This is a genomic window from Acinetobacter sp. YH01022 (assembly GCF_013420235.1).
In the GTDB taxonomy this organism is placed as follows: Bacteria; Pseudomonadota; Gammaproteobacteria; order Pseudomonadales; family Moraxellaceae; genus Acinetobacter.
On sequence record NZ_VOYP01000001.1, the window covers coordinates 25764 to 45556 of the forward strand.

Here is a 19793-nt window from a genome sequence, read left to right on the forward strand (position 1 = left end):
TTTTTAGCTTCCTTTATTGATGACAATTTGCTGGGCAGCAGATCGAGCCATTCGATCGACTTGTAAAATACGCTCAATCGACTCTGCAGCGCCCCCTTCAACCTGATTTAAAGTCTGTTCGACTACCTGAGGAATTTCTGTAAAGCCAATGGCACTTTTCAAAAAGGCAGCAACAGCAATCTCATTGGCAGCATTTAGAATTGCAGGAGCTAAACCACCGCTCTGCATGGCTTGACGTGCAAGCTTTAATGCCGGAAAACGCAGTGTATCAGGTTCCTGAAAATCGAGTTGCTGATTGACAAAAAGGTCGAGTGCAGGCACATGGGTTTGAATACGCTCTGGCCATGCAAGTGCATGCGCGATTGGCGTACACATATCAGGATTGCCCATTTGTGCCAAAGTCGACCCATCCACATATTGAACCATAGAATGAATGATACTCTGTGGATGTACCACCACTGTTACAAACTGTTCTGAAATTGCAAAGAGATGGCAGGCTTCGATCAGCTCCAGTCCTTTATTCATTAAAGTTGCCGAATCAACTGAAATTTTCTGACCCATAGACCAGTTAGGATGCTTGCATGCCTGTGCAGGAGTCACATTTAGCAGTTGCTCCCGACTATGGTTTAAAAATGGACCACCCGATGCGGTGAGCAGAATGCGCGACACCCCCTGTTTAGGTTGCCCATTGCGCTCTGCCTGAAAATAACCGGCAGGCAAACATTGAAAAATCGCATTATGCTCAGAATCGACTGGAAGCAATTCAGCCTGATAATCACGTGCTGCCTGCATCATAAGATCACCCGACATCACCAGTGCTTCTTTGTTGGCCAGCAAGACACGCTTACCGGCTTTAACTGCAGCCAAGGTCGGCAATAAGCCCGCAGCACCTACAATAGCTGCCATAACCACATCGACATCTGCATGTTCAGCAACAGCAATCAAACCCGCTTCATCAGTCAGAATTTCAATATCTGTTAAAGAATGATCATGAAAATATTGCTGTAATTCTTTAACACGACTAGAAGGAACGACCACGACTTTTGGCCGATATTGTTTGCATATTGCAACGAGTTCTAAAATTCTGCTATGCGCCGTGACTGCAAAAACAGAATACTTTTCAGGATGCTGTTGCAGAATTTTTAAGGTACTTTGACCAATTGAACCCGTTACACCTAATATACAAACAGATTGTGACATCTATAAATCTACACCAATAAGTTTCAAAACATACATGCCTGCAGCAAAAATTGGAGCAGCAGCAAGCAATGAATCAATACGGTCAAGCACCCCACCATGTCCTGGCAGAATACGACCCGAGTCTTTAATTCCAGCACGACGTTTAATCATGGATTCAAACAGGTCGCCCAGAACCGAACTAAATACGGTAATCACAGATAAAATTAAAAACAAGATATGCTGTGCCAGAGTTAAATCCAAATAAAGGATTTCTACCGCTACCACAATCAGCATGGCAGTAAAAATACCACCATATAAACCCTCTACTGATTTATTTGGACTAACATCTGGAGCAAGTTTTTTCTTGCCCAGTTTACGCCCAACAAAATAAGCACCGCTATCTGCACCCCATACCAGTAAAAACAGGTACATGAGCCACCATGGCGAGCTATGCCATACAGAGAAAATTGCGGTGACTGCAGCAGAAACTAAAATAAATCCGATAATCTTTAAGCTGGAATTGTACCATCCATCATAGTTTGGATACGATTTAACCCAAAAAATACTGCAGATCCAGCAAATAATGGAAGCTGCCCAAAGTAGCAGAGCAATATCATTAAAATATAATGCTAAAGTTGCTAAAGCGGCAGTAGCAAATCCATAAACCCAAGCTAAGGGCTTAATAAGATTTTTATTCTTTCTTGGCATAAGCTTAAACCACTCATACCCTGCAACCCCTGCTGCAACAATCATCAGCATAAACATTGGATACTGAGACTGTGTAGCAAACATACAACTCAGTACAACTGCTACCAATACCAATGCGGTTATAATCCGCTCTAACATTTATTAATTCTCAAGTTTCTCTTGTTGGATTTGCTCTGAAGTTTTACCAAAACGACGTTCACGTCCAGCAAAGACCGCGAATGCATCATCTAATTCTTCTACAGTAAATTCAGGCCACAAGGTTGGGGTAAAATATAGCTCAGCATACGCAGCTTGCCAAAGTAAAAAATTTGACAAACGATAATCACCCCCTGTACGAATGAGTAAATCTACAGCAGGCAAATCGGCCATGCAGACATGTTGCCCAAAAAGCTCCACGTCAATATCTTCAACCGCAACTTTTTTCGCCAGCACATCTGCTGCAATCTGTTTTGCAGCCTGAGCCATATCCCACATACCACCATAACTGATAGCAATGGTTAAAGTCATGCTGTCGAACTTAGCAGTCCTTTGTTCGGCTTGCAACATTAACTCGCGCAAACGGTCGGACAAACGTGAACGGTCACCAATAAAACGTAAGGCAATATTGAATTTTTCCATCCGTGGCAATTGCTCATGAATAGTTTCTTCCAACAGTAGCATGAGCAAATCAACCTCAAACTGAGGGCGATTCCAGTTTTCACTGGAAAATGCAAAAACGGTTAGCGCTTGAATATGATTTTTTCTACAATGTTCAACAATCGGATCCAGGACATTTTTCCCTTCACGATGTCCAGCCCCTTTTTGCATTTGCTTTTTTTTTGCAAAACGATTGTTGCCATCCATGATGATGGCAACATGTTTTGGAAGAAGCATATTATCTTCTGATACGGTCATTCAATCTTAGACCTTCATCAATTCAGCTTCTTTAGCAGCCAGACGTTTTTCAACTTCAGCAACAAATTTATCAGTGATTTTCTGAATGTCATCACCTGCACGACGCTCATCATCTTCAGAAATTTCTTTTTCTTTCAATAATGCCTTGATGTCACCCAACACATCACGACGAATGTTACGAATGGCAACTTTGGCATTTTCAGCCTCATTACGTGCAACTTTCTGCATGTCACGACGTGTTTCTTCAGTCAGTGCCGCCATCGGTACACGAATCGCGTCAGCCGTAATTGGGTTCAAGCCCAAGTCTGATTCACGGATCGCTTTATCAATTGCAGAGACCATTGAACGTTCAAATGGCTGAACAAGCAATGTACGCGAGTCTTCAACCCCCACGTTCGCCACCTGGTTTAATGGCACATCCGAGCCATAGTAAGGAACCATAACACCGTTCAGGATGGATGGATGCGCGCGTCCTGTACGAACCTTGGCAAAACCATGCTCCAAAGACTCAAGCGTCTTGTTCATACGGTCTTCAGCGTCTTTTTTAAGATCGTTAATCATGTGATCTTCCTTACTTAATTCTAAGAGATGTAATAACTAAATAGCGTGTAGTATAAAGAGCTTTCAGGCTCACGTACATTAATTCGTAACGTGAGTACCCTCTTTTTCACCCATCACCACTGAAAGCAATGAACCAGCTTTGTTCATATCGAATACTTGAAGTGGCACGTTATGGTCACGACATAGGCAAATCGCGGTTAAATCCATCACACCTAATTTTTCATCAAGTACCTGATCGAAAGTCAGTGCTTCGTATTTCACAGCATCATCGTATTTGCTTGGGTCTTTATTATAAACACCATCCACTTTAGTTGCTTTTAGGATCAGGTTGGCTTCAATTTCGATACCACGTAAGCAGGCTGCTGTATCGGTAGTAAAGAACGGATTACCTGTACCGGCAACAAATACACAGACTTCGCCTTGAGTTAAATGACGAATCGCATCACGACTTGAATAAGATTCAACCACAGCACCAATTGGAAGTGCTGACATTAAGCGGGTTTTAATGTTACGGCGCACTAAAGCATCGCGTAATGCCAGACCATTCATTACCGTAGCCAACATACCCATCTGGTCACCAGTGACACGGCCAACCAGACCATCTTTTTGCAATTGGCTACCGCGGTACAGGTTACCACCGCCCACTACGATACCCACTTGTACGCCTAAACCGACCAAGTGCGCAATCGCCAGGGACATTTGATCAAGCACAGTGGCGTCAATACCCATATCTTTGTTTCCGGCAAGTGCTTCACCAGAAAGTTTCAATAAAATACGTGCATAACGGGGCTTTTTTGAGTCCAACATCAGGAAATCTCCAAATCTTCCAATATCTAAAATTTTATTCGTCTATTTTTATGACAGATCAAGCTGATTTAATGCGAATCAACTTTGCATATAAGTCATATTCATCGGCATCAGTAATTTCCACTTCCAGCAAATCACCCGCTTTAATCTGACTTTTATCAATATCTTCTACAAAGACATTACCATCAATTTCAGGCGCATCGGCATAAGAACGCGCAACCGCAACCGGGAATTCATCTTCCAGATCATCGACCAGCACAGTCATGGTTTGGCCAATACGTTTTTGCAGTTTGGCTGCAGAAATTTCCTGCTGCACTTGCATGAAACGTTCATAACGGTCTTGCTTGATTTCTTCCGGTACATGGCCTGGCAAATCGTTGGCAGTTGCACCTTCAACGGGTGAGTAAGTAAAGCAACCTACGCGATCAAGCTGAGCTTCTTTGAGCCATTCCAATAGCATTTGGAAGTCTTCTTCTGTTTCGCCAGGGAAACCCACCACAAAAGTTGAACGAATCACAAGATCCGGACATTTTTCACGCCACAATTTTAAACGCTCTAATGTATTTTCACTGTGCGCTGGACGTTTCATCAGTTTCAGAATTTTAGGGCTGGCATGCTGGAATGGAATATCCAGATAAGGTAGGATTTTACCTTGTGCCATCAAATCAATGACTGCATCCACATGCGGATATGGATAGACATAATGTAAACGTACCCAGATGCCTAATTGACCCAATGCTTCACACATATCGTAAAACTTGGTTTTAACCGGCTGGCCATTCCAGAAATCCAGTTTGTACTTGGTATCTACACCATAAGCGGAAGTATCCTGAGAAATCACCAGGACTTCTTTCACACCTGCACGCTTGAGTGCTGCTGCTTCTTCAAGTACAGAACCGACCGGACGTGATACCAGGTCACCGCGCATGCTTGGAATAATGCAGAAGGTACAACGATGGTTACAGCCTTCTGATATTTTTAGATAGGCATAATGTTTAGGGGTTAAACGAATACCCTGCTCCGGAACAAGGTCAATAAACGGATTATGTTTTGGTGGTTCAGGCACGTACTGGTGTACGGCTTCCATCACTTCTTGATATGCTGCAGCACCCGTCACTTTAAGGACATTGGGGTGCATCTGGCGAATTTTTTCTTCATCTTTACCCAAGCAGCCAGTCACAATCACACGACCATTTGCACTCATGGCTTCGCCAATTGCATCTAAAGATTCTTGTACTGCAGATTCAATAAAACCACAGGTATTAACAACTACTAAATCAGCACCATCGTAATCCGATGCTACATCATAACCTTCAGTCTTCAACTGAGTTAAAATTCGTTCGGAATCTACCAATGCCTTAGGACAACCTAAAGAAACAAAACCGACTTTGGGGGATTTCATGAATCTGCGCTCCACTATAATGCGCGTATTGTATGTCTTTTCCAATCATAAAAACAGGTGGAATCCCGACTCTTTGTATTACGCACCAAAATACGGCTATATTTTTAGCAAATAATTCAAACGCACCATTTTGGTTCACTAATAATTATATTTCTATTACTATGAAATTGGAATTCTGTTATCAAAAACAAAAAAGCACAGTTTTATAGCGGCAAAATTTATATTTACCCCCATGCTCAAAGTTGGCGTGCATTTTGCTTTATTTCGACCACGTTTAACTCGTTGAATGTCCCATAACAGGGAGAAATGAAAAGAAGTGCAGATGCCATTGCGCTATTTTAATACAGGATGCTTTCGCAAATGGATCAACCCGTCGCTATCGACTATCGCCTTTTAGTGGATAATTTAACCACTGCAGTTTTATTGGTCGACAGTAACCTGAATATTTTTTATTTGAATTCTTCTTGCGAATCCTTGTTCGACATCAGTTTACTGCGGGCGGCGGGACAGCCGGTGTTAAATTTGCTGCATATGCCGGATGATGAGTTCAATACTGAAGAAGCCTTGCTCAATACCTTTACAACCGGCCAACCCTATACCCGTCGCGAAGCCACCATTAGTGTCAATTTTAAAGATATTCATGTCGATTACACCGTATCTCTGATTAATTCACAGAAACCCTATCATCCGCTCCTCTTGATTGAGCTGAATCAAATTGACCGGATGCTGAAAATATCCAAAGAAGAAAACCTGATTCAGCAGCATCAGGTAGCACGACAACTGATTCGTGGTGTCGCCCATGAAATCAAAAACCCCTTAGGCGGCATTCGTGGTGCTACCCAATTACTGGCGCGCAGCCTGAATGACCCGCAATACAAAGAATTTACCGACATTATTATTAGTGAAGTAGACCGTTTGCGCAATCTGGCCGACACCATGCTCGGCTCCCGCCAGTTACCAAGTTATGAACTGGTCAATGTGCATGAGCCTCTGGAACGTGTACGTTCACTGATTACCAACCAGACCAAAAAGAAAATCAAAATTACCCGCGACTACGATCTGTCCTTGCCTGAAGTAATGGCAGATCGCGACCAGCTGATTCAGGTCATGCTCAATATCAGTGTCAATGCCGTACAGGCCATGATGGAAAACAGGGAATTCTTTGTTGATCATCAACCGGAACTGATTTTAAGAACCCGGATTCAGCGCCTGGTCACCATTAATGGGGTATTAAAACGTTCTGCAGTCCGTATTGATATTGAAGACAACGGTCCCGGCGTTCCGGAAGAAATTTTAGAATCGGTATTTTATCCACTGGTCACAGGACGTGCTAAAGGCACCGGACTGGGCCTGAGCATTGCACAGAATATTATGCACCAACATAACGGAATGATTGAATGCCAATCTATTCCAGGAAAAACAGTATTTAGCTTATATTTACCTTGGGAGTCTAACCATGTCGCGAAATAAAATATGGGTCATTGATGATGATCGTGCCATGCGCTGGGTTTTGGAAAAAACCTTCAAAGAAGAAGGCTTTGACGTGACCAGTTTTGAAGAGGCACAGTCTGCACTGGATCAGCTCAGCATAGATGCACCTGATGTTATTTTAACTGACATTCGTATGCCTGGCATCGATGGTCTGACTTTCCTGGGCAAAGTCAAAGGCACCCATCCTGATTTACCGGTTATTATCATGACCGCGCATTCAGATCTGGAATCTGCCGTATCCAGCTATCAAACCGGTGCTTTTGAATATCTGCCAAAACCCTTTGATATTGATGAAGCGCTGGCACTGGTCAACCGTGCCATCCTGCATATTGCCAAATTACAGCAGCAGGAATCTGCCAAAGTCACCCCGGCCATTCAATCGACTGAAATTATTGGTGAATCTCCTGCCATGCAGGAAGTGTTTCGCGCGATTGGCCGTTTATCCCAGTCACACATTACCGTATTGATCAATGGTGAATCGGGAACTGGTAAAGAGCTGGTCGCGCATGCGTTACACCGCCATTCTCCACGCAGCAGCAAACCTTTTATTGCTTTAAATATGGCAGCCATTCCTAAAGACCTGATTGAAACCGAACTTTTCGGTCATGAAAAAGGTGCTTTTACTGGTGCCAACTCACAGCGCCAAGGCCGTTTCGAGCAAGCCAATGGTGGCACCCTGTTTCTAGATGAAATTGGTGACATGCCATTTGAAACCCAAACCCGTTTACTGCGTGTTCTGGCAGATGGCGAGTTCTATCGTGTCGGTGGACATATCCCGGTTAAGGTCGATGTACGTATTGTTGCAGCAACCCATCAGGATCTGGAAAAACTGGTGCATGACGGACGCTTCCGTGAAGACTTGTATCACCGTCTAAATGTGATCCGTATTCATATTCCAAAACTGGCCCATCGTCGCGAAGACATTCCTATGCTGGCGCAGCACTTCTTGGCTCGCGCGGGTAAAGAATTGGGTGTCAATCCTAAAATCTTGCGCCCTGAAACCCAGGAATATATGCAACAGCTACCCTGGCAAGGCAACGTGCGTCAGTTAGAAAATACCTGTCGCTGGCTGACTGTCATGATTACCGGACGTGAAGTTTATCCTGAAGACCTGCCTTCAGAACTGAAACAGATTCCAATTCAGCGCTCAGCCGAAGATACACAACCACACAACACCTTTGACCGTATTTCCCTACATCATTGGGATGAGTTATTGGGTCAATGGGCCATCCAGAAACTGAAAAATGGTGAAATGAAGATTCTGGACATTGCCACACCAATGTTTGAACGCACGCTAATTACTGCCGCTTTGCAGCAAACCCGCGGGCGTAAACGTCATGCAGCTGAATTACTGGGCTGGGGACGCAATACCCTGACCCGAAAATTGAAAGAGCTGGGTATGGATACTGCCGATGATGATGTAGAAGAAGAAATCGAAAGCTAAACTTTTCTATCCATAAAAAAGCGCCTAAAGGCGCTTTTTTATTATTGTATTTTCACCTAGTAAATACTTACGCAGTAAAACCCACATAACGAAAATAGCCTTCAGCCCCCAGATCAGATTTAAAAATCAGATAATCGGGATACGTAGCTTGGATAATTTCGGCCCACATATTCACCTGGTCATCATGGGCATGCAGATCATCTACAGAGCGCAGCATGGTGTGTTCGAATTCATCCGTGATATATTCAAAGCCAATATCCATAGCGATAAACAAGACATGTTCACAGGGTTGTATATATTGTTCTTCAGCCCAATTGATCACGTGCTGCTGACAGTGTGGACATTGGATATTATCTGTGGCTTGAATATCGAGTTCGATCAGTTGATAGCTCATAACATTTTAAATTCAGTTTTCTATCCGGCTATATTAACAAACTCAAGTAAAGTGAATGCTTAAAATACTTAATAAAAAAAGGGAATCCTCAAGATTCCCCCTTTTTTCATAGCCTTATGCTTTTATTTATGTGCTGCTTTATAATGTGAGAGTGCAGTCACCGCTACTGCCGAGATAGCCACAGCAGGTAAACTGGCCATTAAAATCCCTGTTGTTCCCAAGCCGATCGCTAAAATTTTTCCTGTCAGTAACGGCCCAGTCATTGCACCTAATCGACCCAAAGAAATCGCACTACCCACGCCTGTGACTTTACCTGTACCCGAATAGAAAATCGGTGAAATGCCATACAGAATCGATTGTCCGCCTGTCGAGAAAATCCCGCCCATAAAGCCTGCCAAAACAAGTACTGGAATAGAGCTAGAGGTAAATAACAGTACAAGGGCAATAAATAAACCACTATAGATAATCACCGCCATTTGCCACAGTTTTAAACGGTCCAGCAAATAACCCAAAGCCAGAGTACCAATTACAGCACCTACCTGGAATACCAGCATCACCATAAAAGCCTGTGGTTTTTCCAAACCTTGTTCCATAAGCAAATTAGGTAACCAGCTAATCAAAATATAATTGATCATCAGGGTAAAGAAAAAACCCACCCAAAGCGGCATGGTATATTTATATTGCTGGTTTTTAAATAGCACCTCAACCATACCCGGAACAGCTTCATCTGCAGCTTGCTCAACAGCGATTTTCTTAGGCTTGTCTTTAAGAATAATCGCCATGAATGGCAGCAGAACTAAAGGGGTTAAGCCACCAATCAAAAATAGAGTATGCCAAGAAATATCTTTAAATAAGATAGCCAGGCCTGCAACAAAAATTGCGCCTACCGGTAATCCGCAATACATTAAGCTGTTCAGCTTGCCGCGATTGGCTTCAGTCGCCTCATCACCCACCACAGAAATCATGGTTGGCATCGCAGCACCCAAGCCTAAGCCGGTAAAAAAGCGCGCTGCATATAAAATTTCCATACTCGGCGCGATCGCAGTAAGCGACATAAATAGGCCGAAAATTGCAATTGAAAGCATTAAAACTTTCTTCTGACCCAAAAAGTCGGCAACACGTCCACCAAAGAACGCACCAAACAACATACCAAAAACACCCAAACTAAATACATAGCCCATTTGCACCTGGTCTAGAGCAAATGTTTCAGCAATTCCTTTTGCGGCAATACCGGGAGCCTGAAGATCAAAACCTTCAAAAAATGCGACCCAAAAACACAAAAATACTGTTAAGAATTTCTGCATTTTACCTGTTTGTATTTGTGCCATGATTGAACTCCGTCCATATTAAGCAAATTAGCCCACAGCAATTTGCTTCACTATTTTCAGATCAATCTGTTGAAATAAATACCACTACAATGGTCGGGTTTAATGTGCGCTACCTCAAAGAAAATCATTCAAATTAGACATAAAAGATTAAACAAATAGACATAATAGATCTTAATTTTATTTATTATTTCATATTTTCAAATACTTATAATTTTGGTAGTTATTTATGATCAAACCATAGTCAAAAGTAATAGTTTAAAATTAAATGATAAAAAGCCCGCATAGTGCGGGCTTTTTATCAACTTGACTCACATTGTATTAAGCAGTTTTTTTCGCCTGATTGTTCTTACGAATGGTAATCATCACAAGCTGAACAGCTGCAGGCGTTACACCCGGAATACGACCTGCTTGAGCAAGCGTTTCAGGACGAACATCTTTCAATTTAAGCGTAATTTCACGCGATAAACCTGAAACTACATCATAATCAAAGTCTGCTGGAATACGAGTTTCTTCCAGACGCTTCATTTGCGCCACATCTTCTTGCTGACGGTTGATATAACCTTCGTATTTCACTGCAATTTCAATTTGCTCACCGACAAAGGCAGAAACTTCTGAACCCGTGAGTTCTGCAATTTGAGCGAAGCTAATGTTAGGACGTTTCAACAAATCAATAGCAGAACATTCTTTAGACAGATCTGCACCGGTCATTTCAACGAATTTTTTACCCATCGGGTTGTTTGGCGCAGCCCAAAGGTGTTGTAAACGACCTTTTTCTGTTTCTACCGCTTCCATTTTTTCACAGTAAGATTCCCAGCGCGCATCATCCACCAGACCCATTTCACGACCAATTGGCGTTAAACGCTGATCCGCATTGTCTTCGCGCAGCATCAAACGGTATTCGGCACGTGAAGTAAACATGCGGTACGGTTCTTTGGTACCAAGTGTAATCAGGTCATCTACAAGCACACCCATGTATGCTTCATCACGTTTAGGTGTCCATTGCTCCTGATCCCATGCACGGCGTGCCGCATTCAAACCTGCCAACAAACCTTGCGCACCTGCTTCTTCATAACCGGTTGTACCATTAATTTGACCTGCAAAGTACAGGTTATTGATGGCTTTAGTTTCCAATGAGAATTTCAAGGCTTGCGGGTTAAAATAGTCATATTCAATGGCATAACCCGGACGAAGAATATGTGCATTCTCCATACCACGAATTGAGCGCACCAATTCAAACTGCACATCAAATGGAAGCGATGTTGAAATACCGTTTGGATAAAGCTCATGGGTATCCAGGCCTTCTGGCTCAAGGAATACCTGGTGCGAATCTTTATCGGCAAATTTGTGAATTTTATCTTCAATCGATGGGCAGTAACGTGGACCTACGCCTTCAATCACACCGGTATACATTGGTGAACGGTCAAGTCCTCCACGAATGATGTCATGCGTGCGTTCATTGGTATGCGTAATATAGCAGTTGATCTGTTCCGGATGCATGGATGCATCACCCATGAATGACATGGTCGGAGACGGGAAATCCCCCGGCTGCGGAGTCATGACAGAAAAATCTACTGAACGTGCATCAATACGCGGTGGCGTACCTGTTTTTAAACGACCTACAGGCAAGTTTAATTCACGTAAGCGTGCAGCCAATGCAATAGATGGAGGATCACCGGCACGACCACCAGAGGCATTATTCAAGCCGATGTGAATCACACCACCCAAGAAAGTACCGGTCGTCAACACGACAGTTTTAGCATCAAAGCGGATGCCCATTTGGGTCACAACACCTTTAACGGTATCGCCTTCAACAATCAGGTCATCTGCCGCTTGCTGGAAAATATCCAGATTCGCCTGATTTTCCAGAGTATGACGAATTGCAGCTTTAAAACGTACACGGTCAGCCTGGGCACGTGTTGCACGTACTGCAGCACCTTTACGTGAATTCAGGATACGGAACTGAATACCACCTTTATCGGCAGCCAATGCCATTGCACCGCCCAAAGCATCAATTTCACGAACCAGATGTGATTTACCAATACCACCAATGGCCGGGTTACAGCTCATCTGCCCTAAAGTCTCAATGTTGTGAGTCAAGAGCAGAGTCTGTCGACCCATACGCGCTGCAGCAAGGGCTGCTTCGGTACCTGCGTGACCGCCACCGATAACAATGACATCGTAAACTTTAGGATAATGCATAATGGTTTGAGAGATAAAAAATGATGACGGAGTATTATATCAAAACTGAACAAAATAAGTTGACAAAATGAGTCGAATTTCTTGAAGAAGATTGAAGAGATTTTTAACCTTTTAATGTTGCAATGTAATTCCGCTTTTCAGACTCGCTATAGAAATGAAACATTTAAGTAAATTTTTTTACTTGATTAGCATTGTTTAAATTTGATTACTTTTTAATCTATAGATTGAATACATTACGAACAAAGGTATAAAAGATGAATAAGAATATTTTCCTCTCATCCATACTCTGTGGTTTATGTCTTGCGCCATTTGCAGCTTCAGCAAATGATAAGGTCGAAAAGGTATATGATACTCAAAGGTACCAAAAGGCGTGTAAAGGTAAAAGTCAGGGTGCACAGGTGAGTTTTGCATATCGAGGTATTATCTGGAATGGTACCTGTGAACCTCAATTCTTTCCTTCAGTAAAAAATTCGTCCATCGCAGGAGATGAACCTGAGTTAACCAGTGCATGTAGCGGAGATACCGGTGCAACAACTGTAAATATCAACGGGACTGAAGTTAAAGGTAAATGTACTTTAGGTTTTATGGCTCCTCGTCCTTCTTCTCAACCCCAAATGCAGATGCAGCATGCTCAACCAGAAATGCAAACCCAGCCTCAAATGCAGCCAAAACCTGAGATGCAACCACAATAATCACCATAAAATGTTAATTTTATTAAAATTATTAACGGGTAAAATACCTAGGTTTTACCCGTTTCATATATTGCTTATTTAAAAATCTTGTTTAAACTCTACGGATATCAAAGGATAAAAACAATAAAGGATATTCAATGGATTCAGGTCTCTTTACCCTTTTTTTACCTCTTATACTTGCTTTTATGATGATTGGTTTAGGGCTTGAACTCACAGTTAAAGATTTTCTTCGTATCCGTCATCACCCTAAAGCTATTTTTTTAGCTTTATTTTCGCAACAAGTCATTTTGGTTGGCGTGGCATTTTTTATCTGTATTTTATTTAAGCCTTCTCCACTTTTAGCGATTGGCTTAATGTTGCTTGCCGCTTCTCCTGGTGGCCCTACAGCAAATTTGATTAGCTATATTTTCAAGGGAGATGTGGCGTTAAACCTCACCCTTACAGCCCTTAATTCTATTATCTGTACCTTTACCCTGCCGTTTATTGTCAATTTATCCATGCATTATTTTTTAGGTGAGTCGCAAAGTGTTGCCATGCCTATTGAAAAAATAACCCAAGTCTTTTTAATTATTTTTGTTCCGGTTTGTTTGGGTATGTTGATTCGTTCACTTACCCCCAACACTGCATTGCAACTCAACAAACCCATGCGATTATGTTCAGTAATTTTTTTATTTTCGATTTTCTTGTATGCCCTTTATAAAGAACGATTCAATGTCACCGAATACTTTTCCGAGATTGGGGTTGCCATCGCGCTGTTTTGCCTCATCAGTTTTTTAGTGGGTTATCTAGTTCCACATTTATCTGGAATTTCCGACAAACAGGCACGCGCATGTACATTTGAAGTAGGAATTCACAACACAGGCATGGCGCTTACTATTGCACTTTCCGTGTTATCAAATACCACCATTGCCATTCCCGCAGGAATTTACACTATTTTTATGTATATTTTTGCCACATTATTCGGCATGTTATTAAATAAATTCGCAGCTCATCCAGCGGCTATAACGCCCTGATTTCGCTTCTGTAAATAAAGAGTGCAAACTGCTTCTTTTGCTTTTTCAAGATAGTTTTCATCAATATATAGTGGTTTCAGCCTGAGTTCCGTTACAATGGCATTTTTAAAAACACAAATTTAGGTTATCTCCGTGAAGTGGTTACAAATTCATATTACTGTTGAGCAGGCTCAAGTCGATTTTACTGAAACATTATTAAGTTCATTGGGTGCAGTGAGCGTAACTTTAGACGATGCTGAAAATCAGGACTTGCTTGAACCACTTCCAGGTGAAACGCCTCTGTGGAATAAAGTCATTGTAACCGGTATCTATGCGCAGGAAGATGATGAAGAAATTGATGTAGATGCCCTCATTACCTTTATTACTGCACAGATGCCTGAAGCACCATTACGTTACGAGTTTCTTGAAGACCAAGAATGGGAACGTACCTGGATGGATACCTATGAGCCTATTCAAATTGGCGAGAAATACTGGATTGTACCTGAATGGATGGAAGCTCCTGAAGCCGATGCAGTAAATATCAAGCTTGACCCAGGTCTGGCTTTTGGTACCGGTAACCATGCCTCAACTTTCCTTTGCCTGCAATGGCTCGGCAAAGTCGATCTCAAAGATAAAATTGTCATCGATTATGGTTGTGGTTCAGGCATTTTAGGGGTTGCCGCTTTATTACTGGGCGCAAAAAAAGTCTATGCTACCGATATTGACCCACAAGCTGTACTGGCAACCAAACAAAATGCAGAATTGAATGGTGTACTTGAAAATCTGTATGTTGGACTACCTGAAGAGTTCAATAAAGAGCTGAAAAATCAGAAAGCAGATGTGTTTGTTGCCAACATTCTGGCAGGTCCCTTAATGGAGCTTGCGCCTGAATTCGCAACTTTGGTTAAATCTGAGGGGGAGTTCGCACTTGCCGGCATATTAGAAGAGCAAGTTGCTGATGTTTCTAGTGTTTATTCTGAATTTTTTGATATACTGCAAGTCGAAAAACGTGACGAACATTGGTGTCGAATTTCGGGTAAACGCAAAAATACCCCTGCTAATCATGAATAGACTATGAGCGAAAAACAAACCTGCTGCCCCAACTGTTTTACCAAGTACAAAGTCTCTGTGGCTCAACTTACAGTTGCTCGCGGCATGGTTTGTTGTGCCAAATGCTCAACCAACTTTAATGCATTGAGTCATCTGGTCGTAGAGAAAGAAGAGGCTTTTTCTCTCCCTCAAGCAACTCCCTCTTTAGATCCAGCCAAACAAACTTCTTTATCCAATGCATTCATTAAAGAACAGTTCATTACAGAACAGAAACCGGTAAAACATTTATTGGATATTTTCGATCATAAAGTTGAAAACTCGAATATCGATTTAAAAACTTATCTCAATAACTTGAATTATTTTAGTACAGAACCGATTGGCAACTACCCCACACTAAACTGGTCAGAAAAAGCTGAACAAGAGAAAAAATATGGTGCGCGGCATTATGTTTTATGGGGAACAATCAACTTATGTTTAGTCAGCTTGCTTGTTTTTCAGTTTTTCTGGTTTAATCCGAAAATTTTAAACAATAGCCCAGTATTCAGTGCTTTGTTTAATACAGCATGTCAGGCACTTAAATGTTCGGTTATGGAAGAAAATTATCGACTACTCTCTACCAACAAGTTAAAGGTTAAACAAATTTCCAAACAAGAAACCCAGTTTAGCGGAGAACTAATTAACTATCATACTCAAAGCCTGGCTCTTCCAATGATCAGGGTGGATCTGAAAGCAAATGGGGAAACCATCTCGACCTATTCCTTTAAGCCTTCTGAATATCTGATTACGAGTCTGCAAGGAATTCAACGAATTCCCCAGAATAGTCCTTTTAAATTCAAATTTAGCGTTCCTATGCCACGCAAAAGCTTTGACACTTATAGTTTAGAAATAATTCGCCCGTAACATTGAAAAAAACTATTAAAAAATACAAAAAAATGTAAAAAAAATGTAGTTTTCTTGCTCACTTTTTCTTAGACAATGCTATCATACGCGCCACGAAAGCTTAGTGCTGCAAACTCCTCGAAAATTTTTACAACAAAATTGTCTAACTGAAATGCGCTTTATTAAATATAGCGTATTGAGTAGATTTTTTTGTTTTGATTTTGGGTGGTAACAAATATTAATCTATTGTTACGCTTAAATTTCGATCAAAAACGTCGAGTTGTGGCAAGCTAAATGATCAAGTTTTAGAACTTCCGTTTTAGGATCTAAAACGGGGTTCATTGAATTTCTATAGACCACTTTTATATATCTCTTTACCCAAGTGATATTTGATTTTTCGGATTAATTCGCATGAATAGCAAGTCTCCTATTTTTACTGCACAATCTGATGTCGCTCTTCGTATTCACGTAGATCGCGCAGTTCGCCATTACTTTGCACAATTGCAAGGCGAGCAACCCTCTCAGGTGTATGACATGGTGCTGGCAGAAATGGAGAAACCTCTTTTATCTGTTGTTTTAGAATACACTCGCGGCAACCAAACCCGCGCTGCTGAAATTCTAGGCCTTAACCGTGGTACTTTGCGCAAAAAGTTAAAAGCTCACGGTTTAATGAGTGAATAAGTGATAAAATGCTTGCGGTTTCCGCAGGCATTTTTTTTGGCCTGCTATTTAGCTTTTTGATTTAATTCTTGATAACTGTGACGACATCATGACTATTAAACGTGCTTTAATCTCTGTTTCTGACAAAACCGGCATTGTCGAATTTGCACAAGACCTTGCTGCTCTTGGGGTAGAAATTTTATCTACTGGCGGTACTTACAAACTTTTAAAAGACAACAATATCGCTGTAGTTGAAGTTTCAGAGCACACCGGTTTCCCAGAGATGATGGACGGACGTGTAAAAACACTTCACCCGAAAATCCATGGTGGTATCCTCGCTCGTCGTGGTCTAGACGAAGCTGTAATGGCTGAACACAACATCGATGCCATCGATCTGGTTGTGGTGAACCTTTACCCATTTGCTGCAACTGTAGCAAAACCAAACTGTTCACTGGCTGATGCAATTGAAAACATCGACATCGGTGGTCCTACTATGGTTCGTGCAGCTGCGAAAAACCATGCATCTGTAGGTATTGTTGTAAATGCTGCTGACTATGCGACTGTAGTTGCCGAGCTTAAAGCTGAAGGTGCATTGTCTTATGCAACTCGCTTCGACTTAGCGGTGAAAGCATTTGAACACACTGCACAATATGACGGCATGATCGCTTCTTACTTAGGCGCTCGCGTAGGTAAAGAAGAAGGTCAAGCAGACAAATTTGCACGTACTTTCAATACTCAATTGAATAAAGCCCAAGACCTTCGTTACGGTGAAAACCCACATCAAGCTGCTGCTTTCTATGTAGAAGCTAATGCAACAGAAGCTTCTGTTTCAACTTCGAAACAGCTGCAAGGTAAAGAACTTTCTTACAACAACATTGCAGATACAGATGCAGCACTTGAATGTGTGAAATCATTTGCGAAGCCTGCTTGTGTGATTGTAAAACATGCGAACCCGTGTGGCGTTGCAGTATCGCTTGACGGTATTAAAGCTGCTTATGATCTTGCTTATGCAACTGACCCTGAATCTGCATTCGGTGGCATCATTGCATTCAACCGTGAATTAGACGTTGCAACTGCGCAAGCGATTGTTGACCGTCAATTCGTTGAAGTGATCATTGCGCCAAGCGTAGCTGAAGGCGTACTTGAAATCACTGGTGCGAAGAAAAACGTCCGTGTTCTTGTATGTGGTGAATTGCCAGCAATTGATGAGCGTAAAGCACAGCTTGACTACAAACGTGTAAACGGTGGTTTACTGGTTCAAGATCAAGACTTGGGTATGATCACCAAAGATGATCTTAAAGTTGTGACTAAACGTGCACCGACTGAGCAAGAAATCGATGACATGATCTTCGCCTGGAAAGTTGCGAAATATGTAAAATCTAACGCGATTGTTTATGCGAAAAACCGTCAAACCATTGGTGTCGGCGCAGGTCAAATGAGCCGTGTAAACTCTGCTCGTATTGCTGCGATCAAAGCTGAACATGCTGGCTTAGTGGTTGAAGGTGCTGTCATGGCGTCTGATGCATTCTTCCCATTCCGTGATGGTATTGATAATGCTGCTAAAGCAGGTATTAAATGCATTATCCAACCGGGTGGTTCTATGCGTGATGAAGAAACAATTGCTGCTGCTGACGAAGCTGGTATTGCAATGGTCTTCACTGGCATGCGTCACTTCCGTCACTAAGTGATTGGATATTAATGTAATGACAAAGTCATCTACATTTAGACAAATAGATTTCTAATCTTGCATAAAGTCCTCTCCTATTTTTAGGTTGAGGACTTTATGTCATTTTCGATTCATGGAGTATGAACCGATGAATATTTTAGTTTTGGGTAATGGCGGTCGTGAACATGCTTTGGCATGGAAAATCGCGCAAGATGACAAAGTCGCAAAAGTATTTGTAGCACCGGGTAATGCAGGTACTGCAACAGAAAATAAATGCGAAAATGTTGCGTTAAATATTTTAGACAATGCTGCAATTATCGACTTTGCTAAAAACAATGCAGTTGATCTAATTGTCGTTGGTCCTGAAGCACCACTGGTAAATGGTGTAGTCGATGCTTGCCGCGCGGCTGAGCTTAAAATCTGGGGTCCAACTCAATTTGCTGCACAGCTTGAAGGCTCTAAAGCATTCGCCAAGCACTTCTTAAAACGTCACAACATTCCTACTGCTTTCTATGACGTATTTACTGAAGTAGATGCAGCCAAAGCATTTGTTGAGAAAAATGGTGCGCCAATCGTAATCAAGGCCGATGGTCTTGCTGCGGGTAAAGGCGTAATCGTTGCCATGACCAATCAAGAAGCATTTGATGCCATTGATGACATGCTGGCTGGCAACAAATTTGGTGATGCTGGTTCTCGCGTTGTGATCGAAGAGTTCCTTGCAGGTGAAGAAGCATCTTTCATTTGTATGATTGATGGCGACAACATCTTGCCAATGGCAACATCGCAAGATCACAAACGTATCTTTGAAGGTGACCAAGGTCCAAACACTGGTGGTATGGGTGCTTACTCTCCTGCTCCTGTTGTGACTGCTGACGTTTTTGAAAAAGTCATGAAAGAAGTCATGCGTCCAACCGTTGATGGCATGAAAGCTGATGGTCATGTCTATACAGGTTTCTTGTATGCAGGCTTAATGATTGATGAACAAGGTCAACCTAAAGTGATCGAATTCAACTGTCGTTTTGGTGATCCTGAAACCCAGCCTATCATGATGCGTTTAAAATCATCTTTAGTGGATCTGGTTGAAGCAGGTATTGCAGGTAGCTTACCTGCGGACGCTGAATGGGATGAACGTAAGACTGTCGGTATCGTACTGGCATCTAAAGGTTATCCGGAAACTTCAAGCAATGGTGATGTAATTTCAGGCTTAAACACTGAAATGGTAGATACAAAAGTATTCCATGCAGGTACAAAAGCCAATGAAAAAGGTGAAATTGTGACTGCTGGTGGTCGTGTGCTTTGCGTAACTGCACTCGGCAATACCATCGGTGAAGCACAAGCCAAAGCTTTGGAACTTTGCCAAAAAGTGACTTTTGATGGTGTTCAATACCGTAAGGATATTGGTTACCGCGCAATTGCACGCGAAAATGCTTGATTGATTTAATTCAGC

The 19793-nt window shown here is 42.0% G+C and carries 18 protein-coding genes; 9 read left to right on the forward strand and 9 right to left on the reverse strand.

The window, feature by feature from the left end; genetic code table 11:
- Nucleotides 1-3 precede the first annotated feature (3 nt).
- From ispC to rimO, 6 genes are all read right to left on the reverse strand, one after another.
- Nucleotides 4-1200, reverse strand: a complete 1197-nt coding sequence (ispC, locus tag FTT87_RS00145; RefSeq protein WP_180043568.1) for a 1-deoxy-D-xylulose-5-phosphate reductoisomerase — start codon at nt 1198-1200, stop codon at nt 4-6.
- The gene (locus FTT87_RS00150) at nt 1201-2025 is read right to left on the reverse strand and encodes a CDP-archaeol synthase (protein WP_086196394.1); all 825 of its coding nucleotides are present in this window, start codon (nt 2023-2025) and stop codon (nt 1201-1203) included.
- A gap of 3 nt (nt 2026-2028) precedes the next feature.
- Nucleotides 2029-2781: a polyprenyl diphosphate synthase gene (gene uppS, locus FTT87_RS00155; protein WP_086196395.1), complete on the reverse strand. Its 753-nt coding sequence runs from the start codon at nt 2779-2781 to the stop codon at nt 2029-2031.
- Nucleotides 2782-2787: 6 nt separating this feature from the next.
- Nucleotides 2788-3342 (reverse strand): ribosome recycling factor, encoded by a 555-nt coding sequence (gene frr / locus FTT87_RS00160; RefSeq protein ID WP_092819386.1) that lies wholly within the window; start codon nt 3340-3342, stop codon nt 2788-2790.
- A gap of 78 nt (nt 3343-3420) precedes the next feature.
- Nucleotides 3421-4149 carry a UMP kinase gene (gene pyrH / locus FTT87_RS00165; protein ID WP_086196397.1) on the reverse strand — a complete coding sequence of 243 codons (729 nt, stop codon included), beginning with the start codon at nt 4147-4149 and terminating at the stop codon, nt 3421-3423.
- Nucleotides 4150-4207: 58 nt separating this feature from the next.
- The gene (gene rimO / locus FTT87_RS00170; protein ID WP_180043566.1) at nt 4208-5551 is read right to left on the reverse strand and encodes a 30S ribosomal protein S12 methylthiotransferase RimO; all 1344 of its coding nucleotides are present in this window, start codon (nt 5549-5551) and stop codon (nt 4208-4210) included.
- A 360-nt stretch (nt 5552-5911) separates the two neighbouring features.
- On the opposite strand from rimO, the gene glnL reads away from it, so the two are divergent.
- A complete protein-coding gene (gene glnL / locus FTT87_RS00175) occupies nt 5912-7021 on the forward strand; it encodes a nitrogen regulation protein NR(II) (RefSeq protein ID WP_086196399.1) in 1110 nt (369 codons plus the stop codon).
- Complete coding sequence (glnG, locus tag FTT87_RS00180) at nt 7008-8486, forward strand: nitrogen regulation protein NR(I) (RefSeq protein ID WP_086196400.1); 1479 nt, start codon at nt 7008-7010, stop codon at nt 8484-8486. Before glnL ends, glnG begins: the two co-directional genes overlap by 14 nt.
- Nucleotides 8487-8553: 67 nt before the next feature.
- On the opposite strand, the gene FTT87_RS00185 is transcribed toward glnG, so the two are convergent.
- The 3 genes from FTT87_RS00185 to mnmG all read right to left on the reverse strand — a co-directional run bounded on the left by FTT87_RS00185 (nt 8554) and on the right by mnmG (nt 12407).
- Nucleotides 8554-8880, reverse strand: a complete 327-nt coding sequence (locus tag FTT87_RS00185; protein ID WP_086196401.1) for a hypothetical protein — start codon at nt 8878-8880, stop codon at nt 8554-8556.
- Nucleotides 8881-9002: 122 nt separating this feature from the next.
- Entirely contained in the window at nt 9003-10208 is a 1206-nt protein-coding gene (mhpT, locus tag FTT87_RS00190) for a 3-(3-hydroxy-phenyl)propionate transporter MhpT (protein ID WP_180043618.1), read from the reverse strand.
- Between the two features lie 318 nt (nt 10209-10526).
- On the reverse strand, nt 10527-12407 hold the full coding sequence (gene mnmG / locus FTT87_RS00195) for a tRNA uridine-5-carboxymethylaminomethyl(34) synthesis enzyme MnmG (protein ID WP_180043620.1): 1881 nt from the start codon (nt 12405-12407) through the stop codon (nt 10527-10529).
- A 254-nt stretch (nt 12408-12661) separates the two neighbouring features.
- On the opposite strand from mnmG, the gene FTT87_RS00200 reads away from it, so the two are divergent.
- The 7 genes from FTT87_RS00200 (at nt 12662) to purD (ending at nt 19778) form a co-directional block, all read left to right on the forward strand.
- Complete coding sequence (locus FTT87_RS00200) at nt 12662-13099, forward strand: hypothetical protein (RefSeq protein WP_180043622.1); 438 nt, start codon at nt 12662-12664, stop codon at nt 13097-13099.
- A gap of 137 nt (nt 13100-13236) precedes the next feature.
- Entirely contained in the window at nt 13237-14112 is an 876-nt protein-coding gene (locus tag FTT87_RS00205; protein ID WP_180043624.1) for a bile acid:sodium symporter family protein, read from the forward strand.
- A gap of 132 nt (nt 14113-14244) precedes the next feature.
- The gene (prmA, locus tag FTT87_RS00210; RefSeq protein WP_180043639.1) at nt 14245-15162 is read left to right on the forward strand and encodes a 50S ribosomal protein L11 methyltransferase; all 918 of its coding nucleotides are present in this window, start codon (nt 14245-14247) and stop codon (nt 15160-15162) included.
- A gap of 3 nt (nt 15163-15165) precedes the next feature.
- The gene (locus FTT87_RS00215) at nt 15166-16041 is read left to right on the forward strand and encodes a DUF3426 domain-containing protein (RefSeq protein ID WP_180043641.1); all 876 of its coding nucleotides are present in this window, start codon (nt 15166-15168) and stop codon (nt 16039-16041) included.
- A gap of 390 nt (nt 16042-16431) precedes the next feature.
- On the forward strand, nt 16432-16701 hold the full coding sequence (gene fis, locus FTT87_RS00220) for a DNA-binding transcriptional regulator Fis (protein WP_001086304.1): 270 nt from the start codon (nt 16432-16434) through the stop codon (nt 16699-16701).
- An 88-nt stretch (nt 16702-16789) separates the two neighbouring features.
- Nucleotides 16790-18364, forward strand: a complete 1575-nt coding sequence (gene purH / locus FTT87_RS00225) for a bifunctional phosphoribosylaminoimidazolecarboxamide formyltransferase/IMP cyclohydrolase (RefSeq protein WP_180043643.1) — start codon at nt 16790-16792, stop codon at nt 18362-18364.
- Between the two features lie 130 nt (nt 18365-18494).
- Nucleotides 18495-19778, forward strand: coding sequence for a phosphoribosylamine--glycine ligase (gene purD / locus FTT87_RS00230; RefSeq protein ID WP_180043645.1), 1284 nt, complete (start codon nt 18495-18497; stop codon nt 19776-19778).
- Nucleotides 19779-19793 lie beyond the last annotated feature (15 nt).

Bases quoted from the DNA above. Each gene is read 5' to 3' on its own strand.
- ispC (WP_180043568.1), bottom strand. From the start codon at position 1,200: ATGTCACAATCTGTTTGTATATTAGGTGTAACGGGTTCAATTGGTCAA.
- FTT87_RS00150 (WP_086196394.1), bottom strand. From the start codon at position 2,025: ATGTTAGAGCGGATTATAACCGCATTGGTATTGGTAGCAGTTGTACTG.
- uppS (WP_086196395.1), bottom strand. From the start codon at position 2,781: ATGACCGTATCAGAAGATAATATGCTTCTTCCAAAACATGTTGCCATC.
- frr (WP_092819386.1), bottom strand. From the start codon at position 3,342: ATGATTAACGATCTTAAAAAAGACGCTGAAGACCGTATGAACAAGACG.
- pyrH (WP_086196397.1), bottom strand. From the start codon at position 4,149: ATGTTGGACTCAAAAAAGCCCCGTTATGCACGTATTTTATTGAAACTT.
- rimO (WP_180043566.1), bottom strand. From the start codon at position 5,551: ATGAAATCCCCCAAAGTCGGTTTTGTTTCTTTAGGTTGTCCTAAGGCA.
- glnL (WP_086196399.1), top strand. From the start codon at position 5,912: ATGGATCAACCCGTCGCTATCGACTATCGCCTTTTAGTGGATAATTTA.
- glnG (WP_086196400.1), top strand. From the start codon at position 7,008: ATGTCGCGAAATAAAATATGGGTCATTGATGATGATCGTGCCATGCGC.
- FTT87_RS00185 (WP_086196401.1), bottom strand. From the start codon at position 8,880: ATGAGCTATCAACTGATCGAACTCGATATTCAAGCCACAGATAATATC.
- mhpT (WP_180043618.1), bottom strand. From the start codon at position 10,208: ATGGCACAAATACAAACAGGTAAAATGCAGAAATTCTTAACAGTATTT.
- mnmG (WP_180043620.1), bottom strand. From the start codon at position 12,407: ATGCATTATCCTAAAGTTTACGATGTCATTGTTATCGGTGGCGGTCAC.
- FTT87_RS00200 (WP_180043622.1), top strand. From the start codon at position 12,662: ATGAATAAGAATATTTTCCTCTCATCCATACTCTGTGGTTTATGTCTT.
- FTT87_RS00205 (WP_180043624.1), top strand. From the start codon at position 13,237: ATGGATTCAGGTCTCTTTACCCTTTTTTTACCTCTTATACTTGCTTTT.
- FTT87_RS00215 (WP_180043641.1), top strand. From the start codon at position 15,166: ATGAGCGAAAAACAAACCTGCTGCCCCAACTGTTTTACCAAGTACAAA.
- fis (WP_001086304.1), top strand. From the start codon at position 16,432: ATGAATAGCAAGTCTCCTATTTTTACTGCACAATCTGATGTCGCTCTT.
- purH (WP_180043643.1), top strand. From the start codon at position 16,790: ATGACTATTAAACGTGCTTTAATCTCTGTTTCTGACAAAACCGGCATT.
- purD (WP_180043645.1), top strand. From the start codon at position 18,495: ATGAATATTTTAGTTTTGGGTAATGGCGGTCGTGAACATGCTTTGGCA.